We start from the raw sequence: 16,270 nt of genomic DNA on the forward strand, positions 1-16,270 counted from the left end.
GTCACAGGGCAGGCAAGGTGGGGCCAACGTTGTCCCTTCCATACGCACGATCTCGAGGAAGGACGTCTCCCATGACCCATCTTCATAACCCCGGTTGGTCCGAAAATATCGAACCGCAGGGTGCCATGTCTCCGTTCAAGCGTTTTGCTGCGCTCCCGGAGGCCCAGGGTCTTTACAACCCTGATAAGGAGAAGGACGCCTGCGGCCTGGCTATCATTGCCACGCTCCGCGGGGAACCGGGATACGACATCGTGGAAGCGGCACTGACCGCCCTCCGCAATCTCGAACACCGCGGCGCCGTGGGCGCCGACGAAGGAACCGGCGACGGAGCGGGCCTGCTGATGCAGGTCCCCGACGAGTTCTTCCGCGCCGTCACCGAATTTGAACTGCCGGCACCCGGACAGTACGTGGTGGGTACCGCGTTCCTTCCGGCTGAAGCCCGCGAAGCTGCGACAGCGAAAGCCGGCATCGAGGCACTTGCCGCCGACGAAGGCCTTACAGTCCTTGGCTGGCGTGAGGTTCCTGTGGTCGCTGACCTCGTGGGAGCCATGGCACGGGCATGCATGCCCTACTTCTCCCAGCCGTTCTTCGCCTCTGCCAACGGTGAGCAGCTTGAGCACAACGAGCTGGACTCCCGCGCCTGGCGGATCCGCAAGCGCGCCCAGAACAAGTTTGGCGTGTACTTCCCCTCGCTGTCCTCGCGCACCATCGTGTACAAGGGCATGCTGACCACGGCCCAGCTGGAGCCGTTCTACCCCGATCTTTCGGACAAGCGCTTCAAGACCAAGCTGGCCATTGTCCACTCGCGCTTCTCCACCAACACGTTCCCGTCCTGGCCGCTGGCACAGCCGTTCCGCACTATCGCGCACAACGGTGAGATCAACACGGTCAAGGGCAACCGGAACTGGATGCGTGCCCGCCAGTCGCAGCTGGCCAGCCCCTTGCTGGGTTCGGTCCCGGAAGAGCTGTACCCGATCTGCACCCCGGGTGCATCTGACTCCGCCTCCTTCGATGAGGTGGCCGAGCTGCTGTGGCTCTCAGGGCGCCCCATCACGCACTCCATCATGATGATGATCCCGGAGGCGTGGGAGAACCACGCCACCATGGATCCGGCACGCCGTGCCTTCTACGAGTACCACTCCCTCCTCATGGAGCCGTGGGATGGTCCCGCTGCCGTGTCCTTCACCGACGGAAGCCTCGTTGGCGCCACGCTGGACCGCAACGGCCTGCGCCCGGGACGCTACTGGATCACCGAAGACGGCCTGATCATCTTCGCCTCCGAAGTTGGCGTTATCGAGGTCGAGCCCTCCAACGTGGTCAAGAAGGGTCGCGTTGCTCCCGGCAAGATGTTCCTGGTGGACACCGAAGCCGGCCGCATCATTGACGACGCCGAGGTCAAGGCCGAGGTAGCTGCTGCCAACCCCTGGGCCGAGTGGCTCAAGGACAACCTGATCGACATCAACGAGCTTCCCGAGCGTGAGCACGTGCTCCACACGGCAGCATCGGTGAACATCCGCCAGCGTACCTTCGGCTACACCACTGAAGAGTTGAAGATCCTGCTTGGACCGATGGCCCGCACCGGTGCCGAGCCCCTGGGCGCCATGGGTTCGGACACTCCGGTAGCTGTGCTGTCAAAGCGTCCGCGTCTGCTGTTCGACTACTTTGTGCAGTCCTTCGCCCAGGTCACCAACCCGCCGCTGGATGCCATCCGCGAAGAATTGGTGACTTCCCTGAAGTGCGCCATCGGTCCCAACGGCAACCTCCTGGACGGCAAGCAAGTCCGCCAACCGCAGATCTCGCTGCCGTTCCCCGTGATCAATAACGACCAGCTCGCCAAGATCGCGAACATTGAAAGCCCCGACGGCGACCGCATCGCCATGAAGGTCCGTGGCCTTTACCGCCCCGAGGGTGGGGAAGCGGCACTCCGTGCCCGCCTTACGGAGATCTGCGAGCAGGTATCCGGCGCGATCAACCGTGGCGTCCAGTACGTGGTGCTGTCCGACCGCGACTCGAACGCCCAGTGGGCACCGATTCCCTYGCTCCTGCTGGTCAGCGCGGTCCACCACCACCTGCTTCGCAGCGCCAACCGCACCAAGACCGCCCTGGTGGTCGAAGCCGGTGACGTCCGCGAGACGCACCACGTTGCCGTGCTCATCGGTTACGGTGCCTCCGCTGTCAACCCGTACCTGGCCATGGAATCGGTGGAACAGCTGATCTCCAACGGTGACGTGACGGGCGTGACCCCGGAAGACGGCGTCTACAACCTCATCAAGGGCCTGGGCAAGGGTGTCCTGAAGATCATGTCCAAGATGGGCATCTCCACCGTGGCTTCCTACACGGGTGCCCAGACCTTCGAAGCGCTGGGCTTGTCCCAGGAACTCGTGGACGAATTCTTCTCCGGCACACACTCCCAGCTCGGTGGCGTTGGCCTGGATGTCATCGCCGCGGAGGTTTCGGCACGCCACCAGATGGCGTACCCCGAAGGTGGCATCGAGCACCCGCACCAGCCGCTGCTCGGCGGTGGCGAGTACCAGTGGCGCCGCGACGGCGAACCGCACCTCTTCAACCCGGAGACAGTGTTCCGCCTGCAGCACGCTACCCGCGAACGCCGCTACGACATCTTCAAGTCCTACACCAAGGGCGTTGACGACCAATCCGAGAACCTGATGACCCTGCGTGGGCTCCTCAAGTTCAAGGACGGCGTCCGTCCGCCTGTGCCGCTGGAAGAAGTGGAGTCCGTTTCCAGCATCGTGAAGCGTTTCTCCACTGGTGCGATGAGCTACGGCTCCATCTCCAAGGAAGCGCACGAGACACTGGCCATCGCCATGAACCGTCTGGGTGCCAAGTCCAACACGGGCGAAGGCGGCGAGGACGTGGACCGCCTGCTGGATCCGGAACGCCGTTCTGCCATCAAGCAGATCGCTTCAGGCCGTTTCGGTGTCACCAGCCTCTACCTCACCAACGCCGACGACATCCAGATCAAGATGGCACAGGGCGCCAAGCCCGGCGAAGGCGGCCAGTTGATGGCGCAGAAGGTCTACCCCTGGGTAGCCCGGACCCGTCACTCCACTCCCGGCGTCGGGCTGATTTCCCCGCCCCCGCACCACGACATCTACTCGATCGAAGACCTCGCGCAGCTCATCTACGATGCCAAGCGCGCCAACCCTTCGGCCCGGGTGCACGTGAAGCTGGTTTCGGAAGTCGGGATCGGTACTGTGGCGTCCGGCGTCACGAAGGCCAAGGCCGACGTCGTGCTTGTTTCAGGTCACGACGGCGGTACCGGCGCCTCGCCGCTTAACTCGCTTAAGCACGCGGGCGTGCCGTGGGAACTCGGACTGGCCGAGACCCAGCAGACCCTCATGCTTAACGGCCTCCGCGACCGCGTGGTGGTTCAGGTGGACGGTCAGCTCAAGACCGGCCGCGACGTCGTCATTGCTGCCCTGCTGGGTGGCGAGGAGTATGGTTTCGCGACTGCTCCGCTGGTGGTTTCCGGCTGCATCATGATGCGTGTCTGCCACCTGGACACCTGCCCGGTGGGTGTTGCCACGCAGAACCCTGAACTTCGGTCCCGGTTCAATGGCAAGCCCGAGTTCGTGGTCAACTTCTTTGAGTTCCTCGCTGAAGAAGTCCGTGAAATCCTTGCCGGGCTTGGCTTCCGCAGCCTCGAAGAGGCCATTGGCCACGCCGAGATGCTGGACACCCGCGAGGCCATCGACCACTGGAAGGCCGAAGGCCTGGACCTGGATCCGATCCTGCACGGTCTCGAGTTCGACGACGACGTGCCGCTGCGCAACATGACCGGCCAGAACCACGAGCTGGACAAGCACTTCGACCAGCGCCTGATCACCATGGCCCAGGAAGCACTCAGCGACCGCATGCCTGTCAAGATCACCTTGGACGTCATCAACACGGACCGTTCCGTGGGCACGATGCTCGGCCACGTGGTGACCAAGACGTTCGGTACCGATGTACTGGCGACGGACACCATCGACATCACGCTCAATGGCACCGCCGGCCAGTCACTGGGTGCTTTCCTGCCTGCCGGCATCACGCTGCGCATGTTCGGAGACTCCAACGACTACGTGGGCAAGGGACTTTCCGGTGGGCGCATCATTGTCCGCCCGGACCGTACCAACGTCTTCCAGGCGGAACGCAACGTCATCGCCGGCAACGTCATCGGCTACGGTGCGACCAGCGGCGAGATGTTCCTGCGTGGCCAGGTCGGCGAACGGTTCCTGGTCCGCAACTCCGGTGCCACCGCCGTCGTCGAAGGCATTGGCGACCACGGTTGTGAATACATGACCGGTGGCCAGACGCTGATCATCGGCCGTACCGGCCGCAACTTCGGCGCCGGCATGTCCGGTGGTACCGCCTACGTGCTGGACCTGCAGCCTGAGCGCGTCAACAAGCTTGCCCTGGATACGGGTGAACTCCAGCTCCTGGAGCTCGACGCTGAGGATCGTGACATTGTCCACGGCCTGCTCACCAAGCACGTTGAGGAAACCGAATCCGTCCTGGCCGGCCGTCTGCTCGAAAACTTCGACGACACTGCCGCCCGCATCACCAAAGTACTGCCGCGCGATTACGCCGCAGTCCTGCAAACCCGTCTCGACGCCATCGAAGAGGGCCTGGACCCTGATGGCGAAGAAGTATGGTCTCGAATCCTGGAGGTAACCGGTGGCTGATCCACGCGGATTTCTGAAAGTCCGGCAGCGCGAGACGCAGCCACGCCGTCCCGTTCCCGTCCGCATCATGGACTGGAAAGAAGTGTACGAAGCCCAGGAGAAGGGCGTCCTGAAGAGCCAGGCCGGGCGCTGCATGGACTGCGGTGTTCCCTTCTGCCACCAGGGCTGCCCGCTGGGCAACCTGATTCCGGAATGGAACGACCTCGTTTGGCGGGACAAGGGTGAGGAAGCGATTGAGCGCCTTCACGCCACGAACAACTTCCCGGAGTTCACCGGCCGGCTGTGTCCTGCACCCTGTGAAGCGTCCTGTGTGCTGGGCATCAACCAGCCTGCCGTGACCATCAAGCAGGTTGAGGTTTCCATCATCGACCAGGCGTTCGACAACGACTGGGTCCAGCCCCTTCCGCCGACGCGCCTCACCGGCAAGACGGTCGCCGTCGTTGGTTCCGGCCCCGCCGGCCTGGCCGTGGCGCAGCAGCTGACGCGTGTTGGCCACACCGTTGCCGTGTACGAACGCGACGACAAGATCGGTGGCCTGCTCCGGTACGGCATCCCCGACTTCAAAATGGAAAAGGAACAGGTCGACCGCCGCCTCGAGCAGATGAAGGCCGAAGGCACACGCTTCCGGACCGGCGTCGCCGTCGGAACGGATGTCACCTGGGAGCAGCTGCGCCGCCGTTACGACGCCGTCGTTGTCGCCACCGGGGCTACCGTCCCGCGCGACCTGCCGATCCCGGGCCGCGACCTTGAAGGCGTGCACTTCGCCATGGATTACCTCGTGCCAGCTAACCGCGTAGTGGCGGGGGAGACCCCGGAGAACCACATCGACGCCCGCGGCAAGCACGTTGTCATCCTCGGTGGTGGCGATACCGGTGCTGACTGCATCGGAACCGCCCACCGCCACCAGGCAGCGTCGGTGACGACGCTGGCGATCGGCAAGCAGCCGCCGTCGGAACGCGCAGCCCACCAGCCGTGGCCGACGTTCCCCACCTTGTTCGAGATGGCCAGCGCCCACGAAGAAGGCGGCGAGCGTACGTACCTTGCGTCCACCGTTGAGTTCGTTGGTGAAAATGGCAAGCTCACCGGCGTCAAGGTTGCCGAAACTGAGTTCGTGGACGGCAAGCGACTGCCCAAGGCAGGCACGGAGCGGATTATTCCGGCTGACCTGGTGTTCCTGAGCCTCGGCTTTACCGGCGCTGAGCCGGCAGGTATCACCGAGCAGGTCAGCGCAGAATTCGACGGTCGGGGCAACGTAGCCCGCGACGGCTACTACATGACAAATACCGAGGGAGTGTTTGTTGCCGGCGATGCCGGACGTGGCCAGTCACTGATTGTGTGGGCCATTGCGGAAGGCCGTGCGTGCGCGGCCGCAGTGGACAGGTTCCTGATGGGAAGCACCATTCTCCCGGCACCGGTCGCCCCCACCGACCGGGCGATAGCGGTCTTATAGCGCCGGCAGGAACTGATCTTTTACTCAATCAGCATGAACTACTTAGGGTAGGTATATGAGACGCGCGAAAATTGTGGCAACTTTCGGCCCGGCTATCTCCAGCTTCGACAACACCCTCGCGGTGCTGGAGGCCGGCGTCGACGTTGCTCGCATGAACATGAGCCACGGCGACTACTCCGTGCACGACAACACCTACGAGAACGTCCGCAAGGCTGCGGCCCAGTTGGGCAAGCCCGTGGCCATCATGGCCGACCTCCAGGGACCCAAGATCCGCCTTGGACGTTTTGTTGACGGCCCGCACGAGCTGGCTGTCGGCGACACCTTCACCATCACCACTGAAGACGTTCCCGGCACCAAGGACATCTGCTCCACCACGCTCAAGAGCCTCACCGAGGACGTCAACGTCGGCGACGCACTGTTGATCGACGACGGCAAGGTGGCGCTGCGCGCCATCGAAGTTGACGACGTCAAGGTTGTCGCCACGGTCACCGTCGGCGGCAAGGTGTCCAACAACAAGGGCATCAACCTTCCCGGTGTTGCCGTCAACGTTCCCGCGTTGAGCGAAAAGGACGAGGACGACCTCCGCTGGGCCCTCAAGCGCGGTGCTGACCTGATCGCCCTCTCGTTCGTGCGTGATGCCTCCGACATCAAGCGCGTCCACGAGATCATGGACGAAGAAGGCCGTCGCGTGCCGGTAATCGCCAAGATCGAAAAGCCGCAGGCCGTGGAGCAGCTCCACGAAATCATCGACGCGTTCGACGCGATCATGGTTGCCCGTGGCGACCTCGGCGTCGAACTTCCGCTCGAAGAGGTGCCGATCGTCCAGAAGCGTGCCATCGAACTGGCACGCCGCTGGGCCAAGCCGGTCATCGTGGCCACCCAGGTCCTCGAATCCATGATCGACAACCCGCGCCCGACCCGCGCCGAAGCCTCCGACTGCGCCAACGCAGTCCTCGACGGCGCCGACGCAGTCATGCTCTCCGGCGAAACCTCCGTGGGCCAGTACCCCATCGAGACCGTCAAGGTCATGGCACGGATCATCGAGTCCACCGAAGTCCACGGTCTTGAGCGCGTACCCCCGCTGGGTACCAAGCCCAAGACCCGCGGTGGCGCCATCACCCGTGCCGCCGTCGAAATCGCCGACCAGCTGGATGCAAAGTACATCTGTACTTTCACCCAGTCCGGTGACTCGGCACGCCGCCTTTCGCGCCTCCGCCCGGTCAAGCCGGTCTTCGCGTTCACGCCGGTGGAGCACGTCTGGAACCAGCTGGCCCTCACCTGGGGCATCCAGCCGGTACTGGTTCCCTCCGTGGGCCACACCGACGAGATGACCGCACAGGTGGACAAGAGCCTGTTGGAAATGGATCTCGTGGACGAAGGCGACCTGGTTGTCATCGCAGCCGGTTCCCCTCCAGGACAGGCCGGTTCCACGAACTCGCTGAAGGTCCACAAGGTAGGCGACCTCGCCGACACCTCCAAGACCGACGACGGTTCGCGTAAGGAACCTGTTGGTCCTTGGCCCGAAAAGAAGTCCAAGGCCAAGAACTAAGCCTCAGCTTTGACACAGCCGGCCCCGCCTTTTGGGGGGGCCGGCTGTGTTTTGTCTTGGGTTTCTTAATTCGTGGTGAGTACGACGGCGGCCGCGCACCCCATGCGAGGTACGCGGCCGGCGTCGTGCGTTGCGTTTAGTTAGTTGACCTGGTTGATGATGGTCTCGGCAACCTCACGCATGCTGAGGCGGCGGTCCATGGAGGTCTTCTGGATCCAACGGAAAGCTTCCGGTTCCGTCAGGCCCATCTTGGTGGTCAGGAGGCTCTTGGCGCGCTCTACAAGCTTGCGCGTGGCGAACTGCTCCTGGAGGTCGGACACCTCGTTTTCCAGGGCCTTGATTTCCTCGTGGCGCGAGAGGGCGATCTCAATGGCCGGGATCAGGTCCGCGGGGGAGAACGGCTTGACGACGTAAGCCATGGCACCGGCGTCGCGGGCGCGCTCCACCAATTCCTTCTGGCTGAACGCGGTCAGCAGGACGACGGGAGCAATGCGGGCCTTGACGATCTTCTCGGCTGCCGAGATGCCATCCATGACGGGCATCTTCACATCCATGAGGACAAGGTCGGGCTTGAGTTCCTCAGCCAGCTGCACGGCCTTCTCGCCGTTGTCCGCCTCGCCTACGACGTCATACCCTTCGCCCTTCAGGATCTCGATAATGTCCAAGCGGATGAGGGTTTCATCCTCGGCTACGACAACGCGTCGGGCCGGCTGGGCTGTAGACGTGGACTCCGTCTGTTCGGTCACGGGATCTCCTTGAAAAGGTTCGGCGGGTTCATGTCCATCTTAGTGTGGACTCTTTGATGGCAGGTTTTGTTGCATCAGCGCGTCCGGTTCTTTGAATCAGCCTATCTGCATGTAGAGTAGTTTCGCGTGCTGGGAAAGGATCGCGTTGCTCACAGGAATGAGAGCAGCTGAACTCCCAGTATTCCGGGCCCGAGTGGCGGAATTGGCAGACGCGCCGCACTCAAAATGCGGTATCGAAAGGTGTGTGGGTTCGAGTCCCACCTCGGGCACTGTAATGTCGCAGGTCAGGGGCCTATATGGCCCCTGACTGTTGACAAAACCCCCAAATCTGTTGACGCGGAACTAGCATTTTTATGTGGCTAGTATCCGGAAACGCGTCAAAAGGGACGGCTCTTCGTCCTTCATGGTGGTCTGGCGCGACCCCAAGATCCGGAAGCAACAKGGCATTACTGTCGACTCCGCGCATGAGGCTGAAACGCTCAAGCGGTTGCTCGATGCGAACGGTCAATCCTTTGAGATCGCCCAGCAGGCACTTCTGGACAATAGGGCGAAGATACCCACGGTTGGGGAAGTCATTCAGGAGTACATCGACCTCCTGATCCGGCCCTCGAGCGGGACGGTCAAGACGTATCAGACCATGCTGGACCTCCACGTGCAGAAGGTCATCGGTCACGTCCCAGTCGACAAGCTCGACTACCGGATGATCGCCTACTGGGTGAAGTCGATGATGGCCAAGGGGCGGTCGCCCAAGACGATCAAGAATGTGCACGGCCTGATCTCTGCGTCGATGAACACCGCGGAGATGCTCGGGTACATCACGCGCAATCCTTGCCGCGGAGTGCAACTGCCGAGCGTCGAGAAGGCCGAGGATGAAATGATGTTCCTCACCCATGCGGAGTTCGGACTGATTATGGACGGGATGGGGGAGCGGTACCGCGATTTCACCAACTTCCTGGTCATGACTGGGACGCGCTTTGGGGAAGCCACGGCACTGACCGTCGCGGACATTGATCTCCTGGGCAAGCCGGCGACGGCCCGCATTAACAAGGCGTGGAAGCGGGATGGGCAGAACCAGTTCTACATCGGCCCGACGAAGACCGGTGCGGGCAAGAGGACCATCGGGTTGAATCCTGCACTGGTGGACTTGCTCATACCGTTGGTGGCCGGCCGCCTTGGTGGCGACCTGCTGTTCACAACGCCAAAGGGTGAACGGATCGTGCACAAGCTGTACTGGCACCACTACTGGATTCCGGCGGTCAAGGCGGCCCAGGATCGCGGCCTGCGGAAGAATCCACGGATTCACGATCTTCGGCACACCCATGCCTCGTGGTTGATTCAGGACGGTGTCCCCATGTTTACGATCTCGCGTCGGCTGGGGCATGCCTCAACCCGCACCACAGAGGGTGTCTATGGGCACCTCATGCCGGAAGCCTTGCAGGCTGGGGCGGATGCCACGGAGCGCTCGGTGTCCGCTTTCATGCGGTGAGGCTGTTGCTTCCTGGCTGTAGTTAGGACGCCATCCGATTGCGGGCCCTGGTGCCGATCAGCCGGGTACTGGTGTTGTTGCTCTCCCGGGCGTTGGACACCTGGTGGGTGCCGGGCAGTATCTCGCTGAGCCTTGCTATCTCCGCAATGTGCTCAGACGTGAAGACTATCTTGCCCTTGCCCCAGCATGCATGAGGAAAGCGTCCCGCAGCAGCGCCGTCACGCAGCCACCCTTCGCTGCACCGCATGAGGGTCGCAGCTTCTGCGGGTTCGAAAAATTCCAAATCCATGTCAAACCTCGTCGTTGGTTATTCGCGACTGTTCATTGCCGTAAGAATTCGCTGGAACATGACGAGCTGCGTGGACACAAGGACGGTCTTGTCAGGGGAGCGCTTGAATCGACGTCCATGTATAGAGTCTCGTGATCCGGTGTTCTTGGGGCCCAGTGGGAGATGCTGTACTCATGGAAGACTTCGAGTACCGATACACCGGTTCGCTAAATGCGTTTCGCTTTGACCCAGAACCTCTACATGACGATGCCCTCCGTCTATCCGAACGGGCTGGAGAGCTCGGCTATCGACTGATGACCCTGGATTTGGGGTACACACTCCTGGAAGTTCAGCAAGAACTGCGTGAGGAAGGCCCCGGCGCATTCCTTCGACGCGTCCAAATCTACGAGGATGTCTCTCCGGTGGCGCCGACGCCGCGTGCCGAAGATTTCGTCATTCAACGACTGTGTCGTTTGGCACCGGCTGGGGAGTTGATCATCACGGACCCGTACATTTTCACATCGCTCAGAACGAAGGACGCCAAGACCTACGCGGAGTCGGTAAGGAGAATCATTGCGCCGATACTTGAGGAAGGATCGTCGCTACATTTCGTGATTGACCAGAGGGTCAGCGCATCTGTTGTGCAAGGTGAAGTTACTGCAGCGCTCAGGGGAGCAGTGCCAAACCTAAACATCACTACTACACACTCCGGAGAATTCCACGATCGATTCTGGATCGCTGATCGAACTCGCGGTGTCATTCTGGGAACGTCGCTCAACAAGATCGGAAACAAGATTTTCTTCATCGATGGACTCACATCTGTCGACGTCAAAGCTGTCCTTAATGAATTGGAACTGCTATTGGGTAATGCAGAGGCGTCGGTAAGGCCCACTGCTTGATGCGACGGTTCAGTTTCGCGGTATGTTTTCCCAGGCTGAGCAACGTCATTTGTTCCGGCTGCGCAGCCAGACAAATGCTATCGTCGGCGCAAGGCGGAACGGAATCACTCGATGTGACGAAACCCTGAACCACAGAGGCCATGTTGAAAATAGCGCTAGTCACTGAAATGACGGGAAACCGAGGCTACTCAGCATGATTAGTCGACATGGGGTTCTGGATCAGTTGCAGGTTCGAGAGGCCACCTTGGTTGACGCAATCGCGGGCGAGTTCATACGTATGCCGGTGGAAGTCCTTATCCGATCCGCGCGCAGCAATCGAAACCTCCACGGGCGCGAAACGGTGAAGCGGAGTAGACACGCCTTCATAGACTAGGCCGTGGCCGTCCACTGTGAGGATTTGCAAAGGCTCTCCTCCGGACCATTCGATTCCTACCTGGACCTCATATTCATCATTTCCTGTTGCTTCCGCGGTCTTCCTCAAGAGGGCCATAAGATCGGCAATGGCGCACTCGATGGCGCGCCCTTCAATCTGGTGACCTTCGAAGTATTCATCTCTGGTCATCCGGTGCCCCCCAACAGCGGCCGCCAGGGTTACGGATCCGTCGTGGAGAATTCCAGTCCAGGCCTCTTTCCACAACTGCCGTTCGCCGGTGGCCGCGTTCACTGCCACCCAGCGGCGAAGTCCAGGTCTGGGGTTTAGGGCATCCACATTTTCCAAAGGGTGAATTCCGGAGCTGGTCGCATAGCTTAAGGCGAGCGGCACAGCCTTCTTAAGGATGTGGCGGGCATCGTCGCGGTCCATGCGGCCTAGCAACCGTGGGACGCGGGGCCGTGCGACTCCAATCAGCCATGCCCTTTCAAAAGTGCTCCGTCCCGCCGAAGTTTCACTGAACATAGCGCTCAAGGCGTCTGCGGCATGCTTTCTTTCGTCGAAACGAGCCCGGTACATAGCCTCGATCTGTCGCTCCTTCATCCAAACCGTGTCGGCGTCATTGCGGATAGGTGCGCCAAAGAGTTCGTTCTTGTAGATGAGATGGGGCCCGTCAACGCTTGGGCCAATTTCCACGATGACCGCACGGTTTTGCGCGGACTCCGTTCCCAGCCGATGAATCTTGAGCCCGAACACGGGTGGTGTTATTGCAGTGATGGCCGCGCTACGGAGCGCTCTTTCGTAACCCTCATGGAGCTCACCTACGTCAACACGACCTGTCGCGGCCTTCTGTACCTCGGTCACACCATAAACGATGAGCCCCCCGCCGTTGTTTGCCATAGCAGCCACATCTTTTGGGAATTCGCTTTGCGGCAGAGCCTTCATCTGCGGCAGCTGAGATTTCCAGTCGAGATCATGTGTCTCGCCTGCTCCCGCCGCCACAGCGCTGTCTAGAAGGTCATCTGTCAGAGGTGCGGGTGCGGCACCAACGGCACGGTGGATAGAGGTAAAGTCCATCATCAAAGGATATGTGGACAAAAATTTGGCTCGGACCAGAATCTTGTTTGCAAATAACTAGTCTGCAGTGGTCCTGATCCCACGGTTATGTCCCCTCTCCAAGACGGCCATGCATGCTCCGTCGTGGAAGTCTACGGTGATCGGCGAACTCCTCGTCGGTCAGTTCCGGGAACTCCTCGTGATAGGTGTCATCGTCGAATACATCGAACTGGCCTCTTTCCGCGTTGTACGTCATCTCAAAATTCGGACTGACCAGAATTGATGCCGGTAACATGAACTCGCTCGTGAAAGGGTCGCTCTCCGCCCTCAAGCTGTAGAACGTATGGCCCGTTGTTCCGGGTATGAACCGCGGAGGCCCACCATGAGGCTTGAAGAGAGCCTCTACGGTTTGCTGAATTAGCAGTACCGCGTGCAGTGCATCGAGGCGGCCGTTCGAGTCGGTGAGATGTGTGCCGTAATGAACGCTCCTGTTCCGGAGCTTCCGGAGGTCGTTGAACTGCGTGGCTAGTGGATCGTCTAGGACGCCCCACTTAAACAGCGCTCCAATGCACAAACTCCAATTGGAGAAGGACCCCTGGGTGGCAACATCTGCTGTCGCAGGATGAGATCCGTACGCACTTCGCAAGCGGATCACTAGTTCGTTCAGGATTCGTTCGCCCAAAGCGCAGGCACCCACTAAAGCTGGATAGTAGGCCCCGAAAGCGAATGAGTCTCTAATCTGCTGCATGAACAGGTTGTGTCGATCTACCACAGACCAAGGCGCCGCCCCCAGTGCGCTGTAGTCAGTGATTTTTTGCTCATGGTGCTCATTCCCAAACTGATGAATGAGTCCCATTCGAACGTTCCGCCGGTTTTCCTCATGGAGTGCGATAACGTCGGTTTCCCATTCAGGATCGATCTCGTCAGTGAGCACTCGGGCCCGCGTGTCGAAGGTAACGGCGTATGACAGGTATCGGCGGCACCCGTCAGCGGACGTTCTTGGGCGGCCTACTTCCACTAGCTTCACCGCTTCATCAAAGCACGAAACAACGACGAAAAACGGTCTTCGAAGGGCGGAAGAGGTGCTGCGTTCTCAACTTTGGAACCCCTCGCTGTGCATCTCTTCAACTTCTCGCAAATCGAGAGGTACGCGCGGCCGCAACAGCGCGGTACGAACCACGGTTGAAATGTCGCCACCTGCGAACTGTGTTCACTCGGAAAACCTCATAAGGACAGGGGCTGTTCGGCGACCCAGCTGCAACTGTGGCTCGGCATTCTTCGTCCATTGCTCGGCTAGGCCACTGCGGCCCTATGTCCGAGTAGTGGCCATGTCTGATGCGACCGTGGTTTTCATACTCTGTGAGCACAGACGGGCATCCTTCACGCAGCCCAAGGGATGCTGACCGTTCCCACGGATGCTTGAAGCGCCAGATTGTGCTCAAGCGTGCGGCTTTCCCTTGTCGATCAAGCCAACCAAGCACACCGCCGGCATCGATGGAATCGAGCTGGGCCGGATCGCCAACCAAAAGGATTTTGGCGCCGGTTGCCGTCGTCTGGTGGACCAGGGCTGCCAGCTGAAATGTTGAGACCATGGAGGCCTCATCTACTATCACCAGCTGATTGGGATGAAACTGCCAAACTGACTGCTCGGCCGCCAGCCGGGCGACCTCTTGTTGAAGTCGACTGACGATTGGGCTGCGGGCAACGGATGCTCTCAGCAGTCGATCGTCCGCCTGGAAGAATCGATCAGTACGCTCGGCTGCACCAGACCCCACGGATTCATGCAGCCACTTAGTGACGTTCTCGGTAACCATGCGCAGCTCCGAGCCGAGAACCTCGGCGCTCGCAGCAGCCGGCGCCAGACCGACAACGCTGCCCACCCCATATCCCGATTCCCATCCTGCTTTGACCGCGCCAAGGGTCGTCGTCTTACCGGTCACTGCGGGACCGACGATGGCGTCGAGCCGGCTGCAGCTCAGCAGGACATCCGCCGCGGCCGTCAGCTGGTCATCGTGCAGGGGTGATCCTTCGACGGTGAGAGTCTGGAAGGCGAGATTGACCGGCACGGCCGGGCCGCCGTCGTCGTTCTTCGCCGCAAGGATTTCGTCCTCGTAGGCGAGCGTCGACTCATCCGTGTAGAGGCGCGACCCGTGATAGTCGAAGACGCTGCGCCCGTCGAATCGAAGATCATCAGCGGCATCCGCGGGGACGCCGTACCGATATTGGTTGAGCGGCGCGGACTGACGCTCTGCCGCGGTGGCCACGGCATCGATCAGCGCGTTGCGGTCAGCGGGGGAGGCGCAACGGATCTCAGCGCACACACGCTCACCTTCGGCGATCAGGTTCCAACGGTTCCAGGTTGAGCGCTTGGCTGCTACACGCTGCCGGGTGACAAGCCCGACGGCGGCCATCCAGTCCGGGGCGAAGTCGCCAATGCTGAGCGGACGTGAGCGGGAGCGCCTAATGGTGGAAGCCACGACGGATTCGGGCTCAAAACCCTTAGCCATTGCTCTGGCGCACCACTGCGCGGACAGCTGCCGTAAAGGTGACGGCGCGGCATTCTTGGGAGTGCGAGTCGAGAGGGTGGCCTGTTGGCGCAGCTTCACTGTGGTGGTAGCGGTCGGGCGAGCTCCGTGCTCGCTAGTCCACTGTTTGACCAGGCGATCAGTCTCGATATCGATGAGCCTAGAGCGGTTGGAGAACTCGCGGACAAGGGCTTCAGATATGCCAGTGAGTTGCTGGCTTGGGTTATGAGTGTTTTGCGCTGGGGCTCGAATGTCGGTGTTCGTGCCGAGGGCAGTGTGCAGGGCGTCAAAAAGAAGCCCGTTGTAGTGTTCGCTGGCGGCGACGACGGCTTTGTATAGGGATCGAGAATCCAAGGTGACCCAGGCGCCGTCCGTGATCCGCTGGACCCGGTTCGCGACGACAACGTGGGTGTGAAGCTGAGGGTCGCCGGCGCGGGACTCCCAATGGTCGAAGGCTGCGGCGATCACTCCTCTGGTGCCGACGTGTGCCACTCCGTTTCGGCCGGTCCTCGGGTTGATGACATGCTCTTCCATCCACCCCAGCGTTGCTTCGACGGCTTCGTGGTGGATCTGCATGATCTGCTCCTGGAGGTGCCGAGGACTGAGTGCCCAGAGCGCGGAAACGGACTTCGGGACGCTGAAGGTGAGGTCGAAGCCGGCGACGGCATGCTTCGTCGCTTTCTGATTGCTGGCCTCTGGGCTGATCGGCGGCTGCCCGTGGGGCCTTCCCAGCGGTTCCTCGCTGTCGGGGTGGGTCGCATTTTGGAAAATCGAACGTGCATCGGATTCAGTGACTTTGTCTCCTGATGTGCGGGCAATGCCGCGTAGTCCGCTGCCCAGCCACCGACCCTGTGGTGTTCCGGTCTTCATGTAATAGCTGATGGTGTCAGGGGGAGTAGGGGAGAAGTCGTCCAGCATCGTGGACTTGATCAGGTATTTGAGCCCTGATCGTACGGAGAGCCTGGCGATCGACATAGTCATGGCCGCGTTCCCGTGCGGTTTCTCGATGGGAGCCAGCCGCGCCGTCGCAGAATGTCGAGTGTCACTGGGTCGAGGGCAATACCTTTAGCGCGCGAAATTTGTAGCAAAACGGCTGCCACACGGGCGAGGTCTTGGACGTTCGTTCGCTGGGCTCGCTTCAGGCGCAGGACCTCGTTGTGCAGGAGGCCGTTCCTGGTTTCCAGTTCCGCGTAGATGGCATGCAAGCGTTCCAGTTCGGAGGACTGCGATCGGAGC

Annotated in this window: 10 protein-coding genes and 1 tRNA gene; 6 read left to right on the forward strand and 5 right to left on the reverse strand. The window is 61.0% G+C overall.

What is annotated here, in order from left to right; all coding sequences use genetic code 11:
* The first annotated feature begins 71 nt into the window (after positions 1 to 71).
* The 3 genes from gltB to pyk are packed head-to-tail and all read left to right on the forward strand — an operon-like array spanning position 72 to position 7,684.
* Positions 72 to 4,685 (forward strand): glutamate synthase large subunit, encoded by a 4,614-nt coding sequence (gene gltB, locus AB4Y81_RS14185; RefSeq protein WP_441996119.1) that lies wholly within the window; start codon positions 72 to 74, stop codon positions 4,683 to 4,685.
* Positions 4,678 to 6,135 carry a glutamate synthase subunit beta gene (locus tag AB4Y81_RS14190; protein ID WP_079581325.1) on the forward strand — a complete coding sequence of 486 codons (1,458 nt, stop codon included), beginning with the start codon at positions 4,678 to 4,680 and terminating at the stop codon, positions 6,133 to 6,135. Before gltB ends, AB4Y81_RS14190 begins: the two co-directional genes overlap by 8 nt.
* A gap of 55 nt (positions 6,136 to 6,190) precedes the next feature.
* Positions 6,191 to 7,684, forward strand: coding sequence for a pyruvate kinase (pyk, locus tag AB4Y81_RS14195; RefSeq protein WP_035733916.1), 1,494 nt, complete (start codon positions 6,191 to 6,193; stop codon positions 7,682 to 7,684).
* A 140-nt stretch (positions 7,685 to 7,824) separates the two neighbouring features.
* Here pyk and AB4Y81_RS14200 read toward each other — a convergent pair whose 3' ends face one another.
* Complete coding sequence (locus AB4Y81_RS14200) at positions 7,825 to 8,430, reverse strand: ANTAR domain-containing response regulator (RefSeq protein ID WP_011774540.1); 606 nt, start codon at positions 8,428 to 8,430, stop codon at positions 7,825 to 7,827.
* 187 nt (positions 8,431 to 8,617) lie between these two features.
* On the opposite strand from AB4Y81_RS14200, the gene AB4Y81_RS14205 reads away from it, so the two are divergent.
* Positions 8,618 to 8,699 (forward strand) — tRNA-Leu (locus AB4Y81_RS14205).
* Between the two features lie 86 nt (positions 8,700 to 8,785).
* The gene (locus AB4Y81_RS14210) at positions 8,786 to 9,916 is read left to right on the forward strand and encodes a tyrosine-type recombinase/integrase (RefSeq protein WP_441996120.1); all 1,131 of its coding nucleotides are present in this window, start codon (positions 8,786 to 8,788) and stop codon (positions 9,914 to 9,916) included.
* A gap of 22 nt (positions 9,917 to 9,938) precedes the next feature.
* Here the strand turns inward: AB4Y81_RS14210 and AB4Y81_RS14215 are convergent, their stop codons facing one another.
* A complete protein-coding gene (locus AB4Y81_RS14215) occupies positions 9,939 to 10,205 on the reverse strand; it encodes a hypothetical protein (protein WP_441996121.1) in 267 nt (88 codons plus the stop codon).
* A 173-nt stretch (positions 10,206 to 10,378) separates the two neighbouring features.
* Here AB4Y81_RS14215 and AB4Y81_RS14220 point away from each other — a divergent pair, with 173 nt between their 5' ends.
* Positions 10,379 to 11,083: a hypothetical protein gene (locus AB4Y81_RS14220; protein WP_441996122.1), complete on the forward strand. Its 705-nt coding sequence runs from the start codon at positions 10,379 to 10,381 to the stop codon at positions 11,081 to 11,083.
* Between the two features lie 184 nt (positions 11,084 to 11,267).
* On the opposite strand, the gene AB4Y81_RS14225 is transcribed toward AB4Y81_RS14220, so the two are convergent.
* From AB4Y81_RS14225 to mobF, 3 genes are all read right to left on the reverse strand, one after another.
* A complete protein-coding gene (locus AB4Y81_RS14225) occupies positions 11,268 to 12,530 on the reverse strand; it encodes an AlbA family DNA-binding domain-containing protein (protein WP_441996123.1) in 1,263 nt (420 codons plus the stop codon).
* An 85-nt stretch (positions 12,531 to 12,615) separates the two neighbouring features.
* A complete protein-coding gene (locus AB4Y81_RS14230) occupies positions 12,616 to 13,443 on the reverse strand; it encodes a hypothetical protein (RefSeq protein ID WP_441996124.1) in 828 nt (275 codons plus the stop codon).
* Between the two features lie 190 nt (positions 13,444 to 13,633).
* A complete protein-coding gene (gene mobF / locus AB4Y81_RS14235; protein ID WP_441996125.1) occupies positions 13,634 to 16,015 on the reverse strand; it encodes a MobF family relaxase in 2,382 nt (793 codons plus the stop codon).
* Positions 16,016 to 16,270 lie beyond the last annotated feature (255 nt).

The sequence above is a fragment of the Paenarthrobacter sp. TAF1 genome (assembly GCF_052113825.1).
Lineage (GTDB): Bacteria > Actinomycetota > Actinomycetes > Actinomycetales > Micrococcaceae > Arthrobacter > Arthrobacter nicotinovorans.

Bases quoted from the DNA above. Each gene is read 5' to 3' on its own strand.
- pyk (WP_035733916.1), top strand. From the start codon at position 6,191: ATGAGACGCGCGAAAATTGTGGCAACTTTCGGCCCGGCTATCTCCAGC.
- AB4Y81_RS14215 (WP_441996121.1), bottom strand. From the start codon at position 10,205: ATGGATTTGGAATTTTTCGAACCCGCAGAAGCTGCGACCCTCATGCGG.
- AB4Y81_RS14220 (WP_441996122.1), top strand. From the start codon at position 10,379: ATGGAAGACTTCGAGTACCGATACACCGGTTCGCTAAATGCGTTTCGC.
- AB4Y81_RS14225 (WP_441996123.1), bottom strand. From the start codon at position 12,530: ATGGACTTTACCTCTATCCACCGTGCCGTTGGTGCCGCACCCGCACCT.
- mobF (WP_441996125.1), bottom strand. From the start codon at position 16,015: ATGACTATGTCGATCGCCAGGCTCTCCGTACGATCAGGGCTCAAATAC.